Source organism: Azospirillum sp. NS33 (assembly GCF_059703765.1).
On sequence record NZ_BAAKJB010000004.1, the window covers coordinates 185,646 to 201,502 of the forward strand.

General features: G+C 71.9%; 20 protein-coding genes. 9 read left to right on the top strand and 11 right to left on the bottom strand.

Features of this window, described 5'->3' with window-relative positions; genetic code table 11:
* Window positions 1–81: 81 nt before the first annotated feature.
* Entirely contained in the window at window positions 82–1,698 is a 1,617-nt protein-coding gene (locus tag AC6H2I_RS06130) for an alpha-glucosidase family protein (protein ID WP_497499699.1), read from the top strand.
* Window positions 1,699–1,738: 40 nt separating this feature from the next.
* Window positions 1,739–2,674, top strand: a complete 936-nt coding sequence (locus AC6H2I_RS06135) for an SAM-dependent methyltransferase (protein WP_497499700.1) — start codon at window positions 1,739–1,741, stop codon at window positions 2,672–2,674.
* 26 nt (window positions 2,675–2,700) lie between these two features.
* Here the strand turns inward: AC6H2I_RS06135 and rssA are convergent, their stop codons facing one another.
* The gene (gene rssA / locus AC6H2I_RS06140) at window positions 2,701–3,630 is read right to left on the bottom strand and encodes a patatin-like phospholipase RssA (protein ID WP_497499701.1); all 930 of its coding nucleotides are present in this window, start codon (window positions 3,628–3,630) and stop codon (window positions 2,701–2,703) included.
* 284 nt (window positions 3,631–3,914) lie between these two features.
* On the opposite strand from rssA, the gene AC6H2I_RS06145 reads away from it, so the two are divergent.
* Complete coding sequence (locus tag AC6H2I_RS06145) at window positions 3,915–4,046, top strand: hypothetical protein (RefSeq protein WP_497499702.1); 132 nt, start codon at window positions 3,915–3,917, stop codon at window positions 4,044–4,046.
* 31 nt (window positions 4,047–4,077) lie between these two features.
* Here the strand turns inward: AC6H2I_RS06145 and AC6H2I_RS06150 are convergent, their stop codons facing one another.
* On the bottom strand, window positions 4,078–4,773 hold the full coding sequence (locus AC6H2I_RS06150; protein WP_497499703.1) for a LysE family transporter: 696 nt from the start codon (window positions 4,771–4,773) through the stop codon (window positions 4,078–4,080).
* A gap of 5 nt (window positions 4,774–4,778) precedes the next feature.
* Window positions 4,779–5,279 carry an Lrp/AsnC family transcriptional regulator gene (locus AC6H2I_RS06155; protein ID WP_497499704.1) on the bottom strand — a complete coding sequence of 167 codons (501 nt, stop codon included), beginning with the start codon at window positions 5,277–5,279 and terminating at the stop codon, window positions 4,779–4,781.
* Between the two features lie 229 nt (window positions 5,280–5,508).
* Here AC6H2I_RS06155 and AC6H2I_RS06160 point away from each other — a divergent pair, with 229 nt between their 5' ends.
* From AC6H2I_RS06160 to AC6H2I_RS06170, 3 genes are all read left to right on the top strand, one after another.
* Window positions 5,509–5,718, top strand: a complete 210-nt coding sequence (locus tag AC6H2I_RS06160; protein WP_497499705.1) for a cold-shock protein — start codon at window positions 5,509–5,511, stop codon at window positions 5,716–5,718.
* 89 nt (window positions 5,719–5,807) lie between these two features.
* A complete protein-coding gene (locus AC6H2I_RS06165; RefSeq protein ID WP_497499706.1) occupies window positions 5,808–6,044 on the top strand; it encodes a hypothetical protein in 237 nt (78 codons plus the stop codon).
* 23 nt (window positions 6,045–6,067) lie between these two features.
* Window positions 6,068–6,295 (top strand): hypothetical protein, encoded by a 228-nt coding sequence (locus tag AC6H2I_RS06170; RefSeq protein WP_497499707.1) that lies wholly within the window; start codon window positions 6,068–6,070, stop codon window positions 6,293–6,295.
* 10 nt (window positions 6,296–6,305) lie between these two features.
* Here AC6H2I_RS06170 and AC6H2I_RS06175 read toward each other — a convergent pair whose 3' ends face one another.
* Together AC6H2I_RS06175 and AC6H2I_RS06180 are read right to left on the bottom strand one after the other, a co-directional pair.
* The gene (locus tag AC6H2I_RS06175) at window positions 6,306–6,824 is read right to left on the bottom strand and encodes a glycine cleavage system transcriptional repressor (protein ID WP_497499750.1); all 519 of its coding nucleotides are present in this window, start codon (window positions 6,822–6,824) and stop codon (window positions 6,306–6,308) included.
* A gap of 119 nt (window positions 6,825–6,943) precedes the next feature.
* Window positions 6,944–7,261 (bottom strand): rubredoxin, encoded by a 318-nt coding sequence (locus AC6H2I_RS06180; protein WP_497499708.1) that lies wholly within the window; start codon window positions 7,259–7,261, stop codon window positions 6,944–6,946.
* A gap of 233 nt (window positions 7,262–7,494) precedes the next feature.
* On the opposite strand from AC6H2I_RS06180, the gene AC6H2I_RS06185 reads away from it, so the two are divergent.
* On the top strand, window positions 7,495–8,172 hold the full coding sequence (locus tag AC6H2I_RS06185) for an MlaA family lipoprotein (RefSeq protein WP_497499709.1): 678 nt from the start codon (window positions 7,495–7,497) through the stop codon (window positions 8,170–8,172).
* Window positions 8,173–8,223: 51 nt separating this feature from the next.
* Here AC6H2I_RS06185 and tldD read toward each other — a convergent pair whose 3' ends face one another.
* A complete protein-coding gene (tldD, locus tag AC6H2I_RS06190) occupies window positions 8,224–9,660 on the bottom strand; it encodes a metalloprotease TldD (RefSeq protein ID WP_497499710.1) in 1,437 nt (478 codons plus the stop codon).
* A gap of 145 nt (window positions 9,661–9,805) precedes the next feature.
* Between tldD and AC6H2I_RS06195 the strand changes: the two genes are divergently transcribed.
* Window positions 9,806–11,131 (top strand): DUF3422 family protein, encoded by a 1,326-nt coding sequence (locus tag AC6H2I_RS06195; protein WP_497499711.1) that lies wholly within the window; start codon window positions 9,806–9,808, stop codon window positions 11,129–11,131.
* A gap of 96 nt (window positions 11,132–11,227) precedes the next feature.
* Here AC6H2I_RS06195 and AC6H2I_RS06200 read toward each other — a convergent pair whose 3' ends face one another.
* Entirely contained in the window at window positions 11,228–11,596 is a 369-nt protein-coding gene (locus tag AC6H2I_RS06200; RefSeq protein WP_497499712.1) for a hypothetical protein, read from the bottom strand.
* A gap of 333 nt (window positions 11,597–11,929) precedes the next feature.
* Here AC6H2I_RS06200 and AC6H2I_RS06205 point away from each other — a divergent pair, with 333 nt between their 5' ends.
* A complete protein-coding gene (locus tag AC6H2I_RS06205) occupies window positions 11,930–12,346 on the top strand; it encodes a hypothetical protein (protein ID WP_497499713.1) in 417 nt (138 codons plus the stop codon).
* Window positions 12,347–12,361: 15 nt separating this feature from the next.
* Here AC6H2I_RS06205 and AC6H2I_RS06210 read toward each other — a convergent pair whose 3' ends face one another.
* From AC6H2I_RS06210 to AC6H2I_RS06225, 4 genes are read right to left on the bottom strand one after another with little or no spacing between them, the layout of a single operon-like run.
* Entirely contained in the window at window positions 12,362–13,873 is a 1,512-nt protein-coding gene (locus tag AC6H2I_RS06210) for a carboxypeptidase M32 (RefSeq protein ID WP_497499714.1), read from the bottom strand.
* Window positions 13,870–14,625, bottom strand: a complete 756-nt coding sequence (locus tag AC6H2I_RS06215; protein WP_497499715.1) for an SURF1 family protein — start codon at window positions 14,623–14,625, stop codon at window positions 13,870–13,872. The genes AC6H2I_RS06210 and AC6H2I_RS06215 overlap by 4 nt, the downstream gene beginning before the upstream one ends.
* Window positions 14,622–15,017: a DUF983 domain-containing protein gene (locus AC6H2I_RS06220; protein WP_497499716.1), complete on the bottom strand. Its 396-nt coding sequence runs from the start codon at window positions 15,015–15,017 to the stop codon at window positions 14,622–14,624. The genes AC6H2I_RS06215 and AC6H2I_RS06220 overlap by 4 nt, the downstream gene beginning before the upstream one ends.
* Window positions 15,005–15,844 (bottom strand): cytochrome c oxidase subunit 3, encoded by an 840-nt coding sequence (locus AC6H2I_RS06225; RefSeq protein WP_497499717.1) that lies wholly within the window; start codon window positions 15,842–15,844, stop codon window positions 15,005–15,007. Before AC6H2I_RS06225 ends, AC6H2I_RS06220 begins: the two co-directional genes overlap by 13 nt.
* Window positions 15,845–15,857: the final 13 nt, after the last annotated feature.

Sequence of the window (15,857 nt, forward strand, 5' to 3'; positions counted from 1 at the left end):
CCGAAGGTTTGATCCATGTCACAGGCGGCTGCGCGGCGGGCGCCATTCGGCTAGAAAGGGGATCGGCAGCGGAGGTTTGCGATGACCGAGTGGTGGCGCGGCGCGGTGATGTACCAGATCTATCCCCGCAGCTTCCGCGACGCGGACGGGGACGGCGTCGGCGACCTCGACGGCATCGCCGCGGCGCTGGACCACGTGGCATCCCTGGGGGTCGACGGCGTCTGGCTGTCGCCCTTCTTCCGGTCGCCCATGAAGGATTACGGCTACGACGTCAGCGACCACCGCGACGTCGACCCCCTGTTCGGCACCCTGGCCGGCTTCGACCGGCTGCTGGCGCGGGCACACGCGCTCGGCCTCAAGGTGATCATCGACATGGTGCTGAGCCACACCTCCGACCGTCACGCCTGGTTCCAGGAAAGCCGTCTCAGCGCCGGCGGGGCCAAGGCCGACTGGTACGTCTGGGCCGACGCGCGGCCCGACGGCACGGCGCCCACCAACTGGCTGTCGGTGTTCGGCGGGCCCGCCTGGACCTGGGATGGCCGGCGCCGGCAGTACTACCTGCACAATTTCCTCGCCGCCCAGCCCGACCTCAATCTGCACAACCCGGCGGTGCAGGATGCGGTGCTGGCGGATTGCGCCTTCTGGCTGGACCGTGGCGTCGACGGCTTCCGCCTCGACGTCGCCAACTACTATTGCCACGACCGGCGGCTGCGCGACAACCCGCCGCGGCCGGCGGGGGCGGCGTGGCCCGACGGGGTGCCGGCCGGCAGCCCCTACGGCCGGCAGCTCCATCTCTACGACAAGTCGCGGCCGGAGACGCTGGCCTTCCTGCGCCGCCTGCGCGGGGTTCTGGACCGCTATCCCGGGCGCATGGCGGTCGCCGAGGTGCACGACGATGACGGCGTCGGCCGCGCCGCCGAATACGTGGCGGCGCCGGACCTGCTGCACACCGCCTACAACTTCGCCCTGCTGGGGCCGCTGGACGGGGCGGCGACCGTCCGCCGGGCCGTTGCGGCGTTCGAGGCGCAGCCCGGCGGCGGCTGGCCGTCCTGGGCGTTTTCCAACCACGACGTGCCGCGGGTCGCCAGCCGCTGGGGCGGCGCCGCGGCGCCGGCGGCGGCGGCGGCCCTGTTCATCGCCCTCCTGGCCAGCCTGCGCGGCACCGCCTTCCTCTACCAGGGGGAGGAACTGGGCCTGCCCCAGGCGGCGGTGCCGTTCGAGCGCCTGCGCGACCCCTTCGGCATCGCCCTCTGGCCCGAGGAGGTGGGGCGCGACGGCTGCCGCACGCCGATGCCGTGGTGCGGCGACGCGCCGAACGCCGGATTCTCCGCCGCGGAGCCCTGGCTGCCGGTGCCCGACGCGCACCGTGCGCTTGCCGTCGACCGCCAGTCGGCCGACCCGGCCAGCGTGCTGTCCGCCACCCGCGCCGTCCTCGCGTGGCGGCGCGGCCGGCCGGAGCTGCGGGGGGGCGCCATCCGCCTGCGCGAGGCGCCCGAGCCGGTGCTGGCGTTCGAGCGGACGCTGGACGGCGCGCGCCTGCTCTGCCTCTTCAACCTCTCGGCCAGCGTCGTGGAGGCGACGCTTCCCGAGGGGGTGCGGTGGTGCCCTGTCGAGGCCCCGGTCCGGTCGGGGCCCTGCGACGGGACGCGCGTCCGCCTGCCGCCATGGGGAGCGCTGTTTGCCGCGGCGGCGGAGTAGGCTACAACGGCGCCTGTCCCGAAGCCGCGACGTTGCGACGATGACCGAACCGACCGCCACCCCCGTCCCGGATCCCCTGGGCGAGACCGTCTACCTCGCCGCCGACGGCCTGGTCGACGACCTCGTCGCCGAATTGGGCGACGTGTCGCTGGTGGACGGGCGGCTGGTCTACGCCCCCGGGGCGCCGCGTCCGGTGGCCTGGGCCCAGAACGTGTGGCGCGACCCGGTGCGCATCCGCTTCGCGTCGATCAAGGAGGCGGCGCGGACCCTGCGCGCCTTGCAGCGCAACTGGGCGGCATGGCCGCAGCGCCATCACCGCCGCGCCGCGCTGATCCAGGAGAACCTTCCCCACGTCTCGGCGCACCCGCTGGCGTTTCCCCAGCCGGCCCCCACCGCGCCGCTCGGGTCCTGGACCCTGTTGGACGAGCACACGCTGGTGGCGGCCGCGCACTGCTCCAGCCCGTTCCGCCACGGCGAGGTCGCGTTCGTGGAGAACCGCACCGCTCCCCCCAACCGCGCCTATCTGAAGCTGTGGGAGGCGCTGACGCTGTTCGGCGGGCACCCCGGGCCGGGCGACCGCTGCCTCGACCTCGGGGCCTGTCCCGGGGGCTGGACCTGGGTGATGCACGAGCTGGGGGCCGCGGTGATCAGCGTCGACAAGGCGCCGCTGGACCCCGCCGTGGCGGCCCTGCCGCGGGTCACGGTCCGCCAGGAGAGCGCCTTCGGGCTGCGGCCCCAAGACATCGGGCCGGTGGACTGGCTGGCGTGCGACGTTATCTGCTATCCCGCCCGCCTGCTGCGCCTGGTCGAGGCGTGGATGGCCAGCGGGCTCGCCCGCCGCTTCGTCTGCACCCTGAAGTTTCAGGGCGCCACCGACCACGACGCCGCCCGGGCCTTCGCGGCGATTCCCGGCGGGCGCCTGGTCCACCTCCACCACAACAAGCACGAACTGACCTGGATGTGGCCGGCGGCGTGAGCCGCGGCGCGCCGGCGGCGCGCGCCTCAGGCCCGCTTCAGGGCGTTCTCGATGGCCGGGCGCATCACCGACGCGGCGCGGTAGCCGATCTCCACCACCTCCTGGGCGCGGTCGAATTCGAGGATGCCGATGTGCCCGAGCCGCGGCGTGATCAGCACGTCCGGCGGTTCGCCGGCCAGGCGCGACCGGGTGATGCGGTCCTGCATGATGTCGATGGACCCGGCGAGGATGCCCATCACGTTGGGTGCGGCCGCCGGTTCCCCCGCCAGCTGGTTGGCCAGGAACCCGGTCCGCTCCCCCGGCCGGCGGCCCAGCCAGGCGGCGATCGCCGGCGGCAGCAGGCTGCGCGTCGCCTCGTCGGCCACCGGCAGCTCGGCGACGGTGACCGGGCGGGGCAGGGCGGAAAGCTCGCTGTTGAGGTTCACGGCGATCACCACGTCCGCGCCGATGGCGCGGCACAGGGACACCGGCACCGGATTCACCAGCGCCCCGTCGACCAGCCAGTGCTGGTCCGAACGGACCGCCGGGAACAGCCCCGGCATGGCCGCCGACGCGCAGACGGCGTCGAGCATCGGCCCGTCGCGCAACCAGATCTCGCGCCCCGTCGCCAGGTCGCAGGCCACCGCGGCGAACGGCCTGGGCAGATCCTCGATCAGCACGTCGGTCCGGGCGTTGCGGAAGCGCTCGTACACCCGGTCGGCCGCCACCAGCCCGCCCTTGCGGAAGGTGACGTCGATGATGCCGAGCATGCCCAGCAGGCCCATGCTCTGCGCCCAGCCCTGCAGCTCGTCGAGCTGGTCGGTCAGGTAGGCGGCGCCGACGCACGCGCCGATCGAGGTCCCGCACACCACGTCCGGCTCGATCCCCAGCTCGTTCAGCGCCTTCAGGACGCCGATGTGGGCCCAGCCCCGTGCGGCGCCGCTGCCAAGCGCCAAGCCGATCTTCAGTGTCGACACGCGACCACCCCGGACGTCTTGTTGGAGTCCCCCCTCATTTGGGCGGTGCCCCCTCCGTTCGGAAGGGGAGCGCATCGTGTTGCCCCCCGTGACCGATTCGAAATATCCGCCGGAAGAAAATTGTCGCTCATTTGATTCTCTTCATCAGGATGGCGCCGGGACAACGGTAGTATCACAAAAAAGGGGTAAGGCCGAGCACAGTGGTTCCACGTTAACAGATCAGAAAGCGGTCAGGGCGCAACTTGACTTCAGGCGATGACTTCGTGAGACGGCGGAGGCCGGTCATGCCCGAGGAACTGAAGAGTTTGAAGCGGGACTGGAAGAGGTGGTCGTGGGTGGAGCGGGTGACCGCGCTCGCCCTGCTGCTCGCCGCCTCGGCGGCGCTGAGCGGGCCGCTCACCCTCGCCCTGCTGTGACCCGGCGCCGGGCCTTCCGGGCCGACGCCGCTCATCCCCCCACCAGGGCCAGCGCCCCGCCGGCCAGGGCCAGCGCCCCGAACCCCATGAGCACGGCGCCCGAGGCGCGGTTGATCCAGGCCATGGCGGCTCCGGACACGCGATGGCGCACCGCGCCGACGCCGGCGCTGAGGCCCAGCCACCACGCCGCCGACCCGAGATAGACGCCGAGCACCAGGGCCACCGCCGCCAGGGTGCCGCCCGCGCCGCCGGCCAGCCCCAGGCCGCCGAAGACCGCCAGGAAGCTGATGATGGTCGCCGGGTTGGCCAGCGTCAGGGCGAAGGTCGTCGCGCCGGCGCCGAGCAGGCCGCGCAGGGTGGGCGGCGGGGCGGACGGCGGGGTGCTGCCGGGCCGCGGCCCGCCCGGCACCGGAGGCGCGAGCGGGGCCGCTGCCGCAGGTGGGCGGGCGCGCATCGTGGCGAGGCCCAGCCACACCAGGGCGCCGCCGCCCAGCAGGCGGACCTCGGCCTCCCACCCCAGCAGCCGGTCGGACAGGGCCACGAGGCCGAAACCGGCGACGGCGCCGTAGGCGGCGTCGGCGGTGGCGGCGCCCAGGCCGGTGGCGAAGCCGACGACCGGGCCCTCGGCCAGGGTGCGGCGGATGCACAGCAGCCCGATCGGCCCGACCGGCGCGGCGATCGACACGCCGATGACCAGTCCCTGCAGCAGCAGGGCGACGGCGTCCATTCCGGTCACTCCACCGGCAGCATGGCGGTTTCCTTCGGCGAGGAGAGCGCGATCACGGTGTGCGACCGCACCACGCCGGCCAGGCGCTTCAGCGTGTCGCCGAGGAACCGCTCCAGCGCCGCGGTGTCGGCGACGCGCACCTTGAGCAGGTAGGACCACTCCCCGGTGACATGGTGGCATTCCTGGACGGCGGCGGCCCGCGTCATGGCGTCGCGGAACGGGGCATCGTGCTCGGGCCGTTCCAGCAGAACCTGGACGAACGCCAGCACATCCAGGCCGAGCGCGGCGGGGGCCACCCGCGCCCCCCAGCCCAGCACCGTTCCCGCGGCCTGCAGCTTCTTGAGGCGCTCGTTCACGGCGGAAATGGAAAGCCCCACTGCGGCGCCGATTTCGGCGTAGGAGGCGCGCCCGTCGCTCTGGGCGATTCCGCATATCTTTCTGTCAATCTCGTCCATCCCAACAAAATATACGATGATTCCGGCAAAATCAATGGATCTGCCCCGCATCCGTGGCGTTGCGCCGGCGCGCGCGGGGGCTGCGCGCGGCCGGGATTTCTTTGCCGCCCATCGCCGGATTGCGCCTTGCAAAGCGTCCGGGGCGGCCCATGTTCTGGGGGACCTTGTGATTCGGATTGCCGGCCTGCTCCCTCTTCGGGTGCCCAGATCGACGCTACTCCTGGACACAGTCTTCGCGCCGGCCAGCGGGCTGGCGCCAACCGGAAAATGGAGGGTTACGATGCCCGTCGGCACCGTAAAGTGGTTCAACAGCACCAAGGGCTATGGCTTCATCCAGCCGGAGAGCGGCGGCCCTGACATCTTCGTGCACATCTCGGCCGTCGAGCGTGCCGGCATGGGCAGCCTCAACGAGGGCCAGAAGGTTTCCTACGAGGAGCAGCGCGACCCGCGTCGCGGCAAGACCTCGGCGGAGAACCTGAAGGCCGTCTGACCGTTCCGATCCGGATCGGAATGGAAGGGCACCGGGAAACCGGTGCCCTTTTTCCGTGTTGCGACTTCCATTTTTTCGAAAGTTTGCCAATGGCCTTCAAGCCCAATTACAACCAGCAGCGTGCCGAGCGCAACCGGGCCAAGGAGCAGAAAAAGAAGGAAAAACAGGCCCGGCGCGAGGAGGAGGCCGCGAAGCGCAAGACACCGGAGGACGGCGACCCCGACGGCGGTGACGAGGTCGAGGGCGACGCCGACGCCGACGGTGAGGTCGACGTCGACGCGCAGGCCGAGACAGACAGCGACGCGACCCCGTCCAGCGCTTCCTGATCCAGCCCTATTGGAGTTGCCCCATGGCACGCAAGAAACCCGCGACGCCGCCGGCGTTCGTCCTGTTCGACGTCATCTATGAAGACGGTGCCCGCACGTCCAACCGCCGGGTGCCGGCCGAAGAGGTGGGCGGACTCGATGGCGACGAGCCGGCCCGCACCATCCTCGAAGAGCAGGACCGCAAGATTGCCGCGATGTCCGGCAACCCGCGCGGCCCCATCAAGTCGTTCTCCCGCTCCCCCGGGCAGTGAGGGGCGGCGGCTACAGTGCCTCGGCCCGGCAGGACAGGCCGAGGCTTTCCGCGGTGTTCGCGACCGCGGCGAGGCACGGGGCGCGACGCTCCTCCGGGATCGACACGGCGAACCGGATGGCGTAGCGCTCGCCCTGCGGCTCGGGCAGGGTCTGTGCCTCCAGGCGCACGATGTTGGCGTCGAACTGGGTGAAGATCTCCGACATCCGGGCGATCAGCCCGGGCTGGTCGCCGCCGCTCACCGCGACCCGGTGGGTGATGCGGCCGAGCGGCCCCGGCACCGGGTCGAACGAGAAGGGGGCGACGCGGACCTCCGCCCCCGCCAGTTCCGGAAGCACGGCCAGCGCCGCTTCCAGGACGCCGAGATCCAAGTCCTCCGGGACGTCGCAGACGGCCGAGAACTCCGCGCCGTTGCCCATCACCGCGAAGGTCGCGTCCCGCAGGTTGACGCCTTCGTCGAACAGCGACCCGGTGATCGCCGACACCAACCCGACCCGGTCGGGACACACCGCCGAAACCAACGCCAACACCGCCACCTCTGCCTCCCATCGCCGGCCGCGGGGCACGGCCGCCGCGGCCGTTCCCCTGGTTTCCGGGGAAGGTACGCCGCCCGGTCGCCCTGGCCAACCCCCACGAAACGCCAAGCCGCCTATCCACCAAGCCGGCTGAACTCGACCTTGGCGGCGCCGCAGCGGGGGCAGTACCAGTCGTCGGGAAGATCCTGGAAGGCGGTTCCCGGCGCCACCCCGCTGTCGGCATCGCCGGCCATCGGGTCGTAGCTGTACCCCGGGCATTCCCCGGCGCGGCAGCGCCAGATCTCGCCTAGGCGGGGGTCCGCCGCGATGGCGGCGCGGGCGGCAGCCCTGGACAGCGGCGGCAGGACGGCGGCGGCGGCGATGGCGACCGCCAGCCGCAGCACCAGACGGCGCCCCATCGCCGCGCCGCCGCTCGCGCCAACGCTCCTCATCGAAATCATCGGTGCACCCTTTCTTATTATAGGTTGCCACACCGGATACTATAGGCCGTTTCCTTCTTCAGGGCATCATGGTCGGCCACTTCGTCGCACGGGCGCCGGCCGGGAGTCCGGTGCATGGCAACGTCATGGAATATTCACGGGCGCGCGGCGAATACGATGATGGATGCTTGCCCTTCGGGCACGATGGGCGCAGCATCGCGAACGGACGCGGGGGGAGATGGGACATGGGCAGGTGGGTTGCCGCGGTGCTGGTCGGAGCCGTGTTGTGGCTGGCGCCGGACCGGGCGGCGGCGGACGACCCGCTGCGCGGATTCAACGTCTGGGCCGACGAGTTCAACCAGTTCCTTGGCGCCGCCCTCGTGGCCCCGACCATGCGGGGCGTGCGCAGCCTGCCGCCGGTGGCGCGCACCGTCGCCGCAAACGTCCATGGCAACCTGACGGAGCCGGTGAGCGCGCTGAGCTGGGCGCTGGACGGCGACGCCGCCAACAGCGGCCGCGCCCTGCTGCGCTTCTCCGTGAACTCCACCGCCGGGCTGCTCGGCGCCTTCGACGTCGCCGACGCCATGGGCGTCGCCCGGCGCAAGCGCTATTTCTCGGAAGGGGTGTGCGCCCTGGGCGTGCCGGCGGGGCCGTATCTGGTGGTGCCGGGGGTCGGCCCGTCGTCGGTGACGATCGCCGCGTCGGCGGCGACGGTGATGCTGGGATCGACCTATGCGCTGAGCTTCATCTCGCTGGAACTGGCGCTGGCCAGCATGGGGCTCGACCTGGTGGCCTCCGCGGCCGCCCTGGAAAGCCTCGCCTCGTCGGAGATCCGCCCCGACTGGGGCGACATCGAGCGCCGCATGTTCCTCGCCAGCCTGGAGCGGTCGGGCTGCGCCGTCGACGCGCCGACCGCCCCGTGAGTCCCTGACCCCCGGCCCCGGAACCGGGCGGGCGCGCCGATCCGGTGACGCTCAGGCGGCCGCGGTGCCGCCGACCGTGAGCCCGTCGATGCGCAAGGTGGGCTGTCCGACGCCCACCGGAACGCCCTGGCCATCCTTGCCGCAGGTGCCGATGCCGGGGTCGAGTTGGCTGTCGTTGCCGATCATGCCGACCCGGGTGAGGGAGTCCGGGCCGTTGCCGATCAGCGTGGCGCCCTTGACCGCCGGACCCAGCTTGCCGTCCTCGATCAGGTAGGCCTCCGAGGCCGAGAACACGAACTTGCCCGAGGTGATGTCCACCTGGCCGCCGCCGAAGTTCTTGGCGTACAGGCCCTTCTTGACCGAGGCGATGATCTCCTCCGGGCTGTGGTCGCCCGAGCGCATCACCGTGTTGGTCATGCGCGGCATCGGATGGTGGGCGAAGCTCTGGCGGCGGCCGTTGCCGGTCGGGCGCATCCCCATGAGTCGGGCGTTCATGCGGTCCTGCATGTAGCCCACGAGGATGCCGTCCTCGATCAGGGTGGTGCTCTGGCCCGGCGTGCCCTCGTCGTCCACGGTGATGGCGCCGCGCGAATGCTCGATGGTGCCGTCGTCGACCACGGTGACGCCGGGCGAGGCGACGCGCTGGCCCATCAGGCCGGAAAAGGCCGACGTCTTCTTGCGGTTGAAATCGCCCTCCAGGCCGTGGCCGATGGCCTCGTGCAGCAGGATGCCCGGCCAGCCCGGTCCGAGCACCACCGTGGTCTCGCCGGCCGGCGCCGACACGGAATCCAGGTTGACCAGCGCCTGGCGCAGCGCCTCGTCGACGAAGAACCGCCAGGTCTCCGGCTGCATGTAGTGCGCGTACTGCACCCGCCCGCCGCCGCCGTAGCTGCCGTGCTCCATGCGGTCGCCATCGGCGACCACCACCGACACCGACAGGCGGACCAGCGGCCGCAGGTCGGCGACGCGGGCGCCGTCGCCGCGCAGGATCTGCACCGCCTGCCATTCGCCGCTGATCGAGCAGCTCACCTGGCGGATGCGCGGGTCCTTGGCCCGGGCGTAGGCGTCGATCGCGGCCAGCAGCTTCACCTTCGCCTCGAACTCCACCGCCTGCAGGGGGTTGTCGGGGATGTAGAGGGCGCGGTTGGTGCCCAGCGGCGGCTCGGCCATGGTGCCGCCATGGCCGGCGTGCACCGCGCGCACGGTGTCGGCGGCGCGGCGGATGGCGTCCTCGGACAGGGTGGAGGCGTGGGCGTAGCCGCTGGCCTCCCCGGCGATGGCGCGCAGGCCGAATCCCTGGGTGGTGTCGAAGCTGGCCGCCTTCAGCTTGCCGTCGTCCCAGCCCAGGCTCTCCGACTGGGCGTACTCCAGGAACAGCTCGCCGTCGTCGGCGCCGCCCAGCGCATCGGCCACGATCCCCTCGACCCGGGGGCGGTCCAGGCCGGCGCGGTTGAAGAACAGGTCGTCGGTGACGGCGAGGGCGCTCATGGCTGCTCCGGTGTCTCGGCTCCAGGGGGCGCACGGGGGCGGCCGCGTGCCGCTCGCCCCGTGCGCCATGATGTGGTCTATAGTGTGGCGTGCCGATGCCGGCCCGGCAAGGCTGGGCGTCCACTTCAAGTCACGGGGAAGCCGCGTGAGCAGCGACGAACTTGCCGAATCCCGTATCCTCGCCTCCGGGGCGCCGCTGCGCGAACACGGGCTGCGCGTCGTCCTCACCAACGAGGTCCATGCCCGCCCGCCGGAGGCGCTGAAGGCGCCGATGCGGGCGACGCTGCTGGCCATGCTGTCGGGGGAGGCGGCGGAGGACGCCGACCGTCTGCACCTGGCGCGGCTGTGCGAATGGGCGGGGGTGCCCCTGCCGACCCCCGACGCCACCCATTACAGCGGTGACTTCGGTGCCTTCCGACTGAAGTGGGAGCGCCACACCGAATTCTCGACCTACACGGTGTTCCGCTCCGGCGCCTTCGCCGAACCCTTCGTGGAGCCGGCCTTGCAGGCGCTGCCCGACGACTGGCTGGCCGGCCTGCCGGGTGAGATGATGGTCGGCGTGCACGTCACCGTGCTCGACCGCGACGCCCCGGAGCCGGACGCCGGCCGCCTCGCCGCGCTGTTCGGTTCCGACAACTACGTCGGCGCCCGGGTCTCCGGCGGGGCCGGGGCGGCGTGGACCGATTTCCGCATCCATGGCGACGGCTTCTCCCGCATGGTGGTCCTCGACCGCAGCCTGACGGCGCGCCAGACCGGCCGTGTCGTGCAGCGCCTGCTGGAGATCGAGACCTACCGCGTGATGGCCCTGCTGGCCCTGCCGGTGGCGCGCCGGGTGCTGCCCACCGTCGGCCTGATCGAGACCGAACTGGCGGACCTGACCGCGCGCACGCCCACCCTGGCCGGGCTGGAGGACGAACGGGACGCGCTCGACCGGCTGACCCGCCTGTCCGCCCGGACCGAGCATCTGGCGGCCGAGACCGCCTATCGCTTCGGCGCCGCCCGCGCCTATTACGACATCGTGCAGCGGCGCATCGCCGAGCTGCGCGAGACCCGCATCGAGGGCACCCCGCCGGTCGCCGAGTTCATGGACCGCCGCCTCGCCCCGGCCATGCGCACCTGCGAGAGCGTGCAGGGGCGCCTCGACACCCTGTCGCAACGCCTGGCGCGGGCCAGCCATCTGCTGCGCACCCGGGTCGAGATCGCGGTGGAGGGGCAGAACGCCGAGCTGCTGGCATCCATGGACCGCCGCGCCGACCTCCAGCTCCGCCTCCAGGAAACGGTGGAGGGATTGTCGGTGGTCGCCATCAGCTACTACCTCATCGGCATCGTCGGCTACGCGGCCAAGGGGCTGAAGGGGCTGGGCTGGAAGGTGGACCCGGACCTGCTGGTGGGGGTGATGATCCCGGTGGTGCTCGGCTTCGTCTGGGTCGGGGTGCGGCGCATTCGCAAGGCGGTGACGGGCCGCCATTGATGGGCCCTTTGACCGGGGGCCCGGCAAGGCCGGGCCCATGGAGCGGGGCCGCGCCGCGCTCCCGGGCCCGCAGCCGCGGGCGGGTGTCGCCGGGGCCTATTCCGCCGCCGGCGCGTCCAGCGCCGGGCCGTCGGCCGGCTTGCCGGTGGCGAGATCCTGCTGGGTGGAGAGCTGCTGGCGGTTCTCGGCGACCAGCGTCTTGAGCGTCGCCAGGGTCTGGGTGCACGCCTCGGCGTCGCCGTCCGCGGCCTGCCGCCGCGCCGCCGCCTGGAGGCGCTCGGCCTCCTGCACCTGGGCGGCCTGCATGCCCTCGTTCACCCGGCCCGGGCCGGCCTCGCCCACCGCCGCGGCCTCGATCGTCCGGACCTCGGCCAGGCAGGCCGCAGCCGCTCCGGCGGTCTCGGCCTGGGCCGCGCCGGTCGTCGCCAGGATCGCCGCCGCGGCGAGAATGATGTGGGATTTCATCACGTTTCCTCCGTTGGTGACGCTTGGACAACGGTTCGACCGAGGCGCGGTTCCGACGGACGGGACGGCCGGATGGCGGCACTGGTCCAGCGACGGCGGCGGGTGAGCCCGGGACCGGCCGACCGGACAGGAGGACCGCCCGCCACACGCACGAATCACGCGCGGCCATCGGCCAATCGGTCCGTCGAAGACGCAAAAAATGTTGATGAATGTCAGTTTCAAGCGGACAATTTTCAGGGAGCCCCCTTTACGGGAACCGGCGATGCGTCATGCACGCGGGTGCGCGTCATCCTTGCGCGGGGGGTAAGGTCGATCCTGAGAGGGGGGATGACGATGGCAGGAGTCGCCCGACATTTTGCCTGCGGCCAGTTGGTGTTGCTGCTGCTGGTGTCAGCAGCACCCTTCCAGACGGCGCATGCTCAGGCAAAACGCGAAATCATTATTGACAATGACTGCAACACACCTATCAGGGTTCTCATAGAGCATGCGGACGGCCATCGGAATTGGCATCCGCACGCATGGTATTATTTTAAACCGTTCGAGAGATCGGGTTTGCGTGCCGGGGACGTGCAATTGGTGCAGACCGATGGCCACGCCCTGTATTATTGCGCCGAGTCAACGGACGGATCGGGAAAGTATTGGGAGGGAGACGACAGTCGGGTGGAGTGGAACAACGTCTGGTATAACTTGAGGAAAGCCGCTCCGACGGTGCGTGGGGGTGACCTGATCCTGCGGTTGACGTGTTCCTAGCAGGGGCGCTTCGCCTCACCCCTCGAGGTAGCGCCGTTCCAGATGGCGGCGGAAGACGGCGGCGTCGAGCGGCCGGCCCGTCGCGGCGGTGAGCAGGGCGTCGTTGGAGGCGGGCCGGCTGCCCTGGCCGTGGACGTGGTCCCGCAGCCAGCCGACCAGCGGTGCGAAGTCGCCCCGTTCCAGCGCCGGCAACACGTCGCCGTCGGCCGTGCAGGCGGCCTCGAAGAGCTGCGCCGCGGTCATCGCGCCCAGCGTGTAGCTGGGGAAGTAGCCCCAGCCGCCGCCCGGCCAATGGATGTCCTGCAGGCAGCCGCGGCGGTCGTCCGGCGGAACGATCCCGAGCAGCTCCCTCATGCCGGCGGACCACGCGCCGGGCAGGTCGGCCAGCGCCAGGTCGCCGGCCACCAGGGCCTTCTCCAGGCGGTAGCGCAGCACGATGTGGGCCGGGTAGGTCACCTCGTCGGCGTCGACGCGGATGAAGCCCGGCGCCACCCGGCCGTAGAGCCGGCGCAGGTTGTCGGCCTCCCACGCCGGGCCGGCGCCGTCGAACGCCGCGCGCGCCACCGGGGCCAGCCAGCCCAGGAACTGCGGCGAGCGGCTGGCCTGCATCTCCACGATCAGCGATTGCGACTCGTGGGTGGTCATGCCGCGGCTCCGGCCCACCGGCTGTCCCCTCCAGCGGCGCGGCCGGCCCTGTTCGTAGAGCGCGTGGCCGCTTTCGTGCAGCACCCCCATGAGGGCGGAGGAGAAGTCGGCCTCGTCGTAGCGGGTGGTGATGCGCACGTCGTCGTCCGCGCCGCCGCAGAACGGGTGCAGGCTGACGTCGAGGCGGCCGCGGGTGAAGTCGAAGCCGACCTGGCGCATCAGCCGCTCGCCCAGCGCCCGCTGGGCCGCGGTGGAGAAGGGGCCGTCCAGGGGCAGCACGGGCGGTCCGGCGGCCTGGTGCTCCTGCACCCGCGCCACCAGGTCGGGCAGGCCCCCGGCCAGGGCGTCGAACACCTCGTCGACCCGCGCCGCGCGGGCGCCCGGGTCGTGCCCGTCCAGCAGGGCGTCGTAAGGCGCGATCCCGAACGCCTCGCCCTTGGCGGTCGCCCCTTCCACGGTGAGGCGCAACACCTCGCCCAGCGACGGCAGCAGGGCGGCGAAATCGCTGTCGGCCCGCGCGCTCCGCCAGGTCATCTCGCACACCGACACGGCGCGGCTGGCCGCGTCGACCAGGTCCGCCGGGACCGCGGTGGCGTGCCGGTGGGTGCGGCGCATCTCGCGCAGGTTGGCCGCCTGCCAGTCGTCCAGATCGGCGGCGGCGGCCTCGGCGGCCGCCAGCAGGTCGCCGACCTCCGGTGCCGTCGCCAGCTCGTGGGCCAGCACCGACAGGACGGCGGACTGCTCGGCGCGGGCCTCGGCCGCCCCGTCCGGCATCATCGTCTGGGTGTCCCAGCCGAGGATGCCCAGGGCGTCGTCGATGGCGGCGATGCGGGCGAACCGGCGTTCGAGAGCCCGGTAGGCGCCGGGCGGGGGCGTCGTCATGGTGCCTCGTCGGGGCGGCGCAGGTGGAACACCACATAGACCACCAGCAAGGTCCCGGCCAGCCCGTACCAGGTGACGGCGTATTGCAGGTGGCTGTTGGGGAGCGCGACGCGCGGCTCGATACCGGCCGGCACACCCCCCGGCGCCTGGCCGGGAAGCGCCTCGATGACCACCGGGGCCACACGGTCGAGCCCGGCGTGCCGGGCCATGGCGGCGGGGTCGCTGTGGCCCCACACCGCGTCGGGCGGGGCGTCGGCGCCGGGATTGCCGGGGGCGAGCCAGCCCGGCTCGGCGGGCAGGCGGGCGACCCCGCGCAGTGTCACTGCGCCGTCGACCTGGCCGGCGGCGCGGCTGGCGGGGGCGCGGCGGTCCATCGGAACGAAGCCGCGGTTGACCAGGACGGGCGGGCCGCCGTCGTCGCGCAGCAGGGGCGTCACCACCTCGAATCCCGCCATCCCCTGGCGGGGCCGGGCGACGGCGAGCATCTCGCGGTCGTGGAGGAATCGGCCGGTGACCGTCACCGGCCGGAATTCGATCGCCCCGGGGTCGGGAAGGGCCGCGGGGAGGGGGGCGGGCGGGGCCGCCATGCGCTCCTGCACGCGGGCGATCAGGTCGGTCTTCCAGGCCAGCCGCTGCACCTGCCAGGTGCCGAGCCCGGCCATGGCGAGGATCGCGGGGACGGCGAACAGGGTCGCCCAGAGGGACGGGCGGAACCGGCGCCGCCCGGCCGCGGGGGCGGACGGGTGGGTCACGCCCCGCCATCCTCCAGCTCGCCGCGGCGGTGGCGGTACTGGAGCGCCACCACATAGGCCTTGGCCGGCCGCAGCATGCCCAGCGCCAGGCCGAGGATGACCACGCTCCACACCAGGGCGTGCAGCCACAGCGGCCATTCCACGTTCAGCGAGACGATCAGCGCGACGGGGACGACCACGAAGCCCAGGATGAAGATGAGGAACACGGCCGGCCCGTCGCCGCTGTCGTGGCGGGCCAGGTCGAGCCCGCACACCTCGCAGCGGCCCGCCACCGTGAGGTATCCGTCGAACAGCCGCCCCTTGCCGCACCGCGGGCAGGCGCATCGCAGGCCCGCGGTGAACGGCGAGACGGGGGGATGGAAGGCGTCGGCCACCGCCGTTACGACCCCCACCAGTAGATCGAGACGAACAGGAACAGCCACACCACGTCGACGAAGTGCCAGTACCAGGCCGCCGCCTCGAAGCCGAAGTGGCTGGCCGGCGTGAAGTGGCCCTTCGTCGTCCGCCACCAGCACACGGCCAGGAAGATGGTGCCGACGATCACGTGGAAGCCGTGGAAGCCGGTCGCCATGTAGAAGGTCGACGGGTAGATGCCCTCGGTGAAGCCGAAGTGGGCGTGGATGTACTCGTAGCCCTGGAAGAACGAGAAGAAGACGCCGAGCAGCACGGTGATGCCCAGGGCCTTGGCCGCCTCGTTGTTGCGCCCGGCCAGGATGGCGTGGTGCGCCCAGGTGACCGTGCAGCCCGACAGCAGCAGGATGAGGGTCATCATCAGCGGCATTTCGAAGGCGTCGAGGGTCTGGATGGTCGGCGGCGGCCACACCCCGTCGGGGTTGGCGTCGAACACCTTGGGGAACAGCGCCGCGTCGTAGAACGCCCAGAAGAAGGCGGCGAAGAACATCACCTCCGAGGCGATGAACAGGGACATGCCGTAGCGCAGCCCGATCTTGACGACCGGCGTGTGGGCCTTCTCCTGCACCGACTCCTTGATGACGTCGCGCCACCAGCCGGCCATGACGGCCAGGATGCACAGGAAGCCGGCGACGGCGACCAGGCCGGTGTCGTAGTGCATGAAGAGCACCATGCCGAAGGCGAACAGGCCTCCGGCGAAGGCGCCGAGCAAGGGCCAGGGGCTCGGCTTCAGCAGATGGTAAGGTTGCGGGATGCCTTCGCCGCCGTGGGAGGCGGGCGCGTGCCCGTCGTGCGTGATGTCGGCCATTGTCTCCAACCCC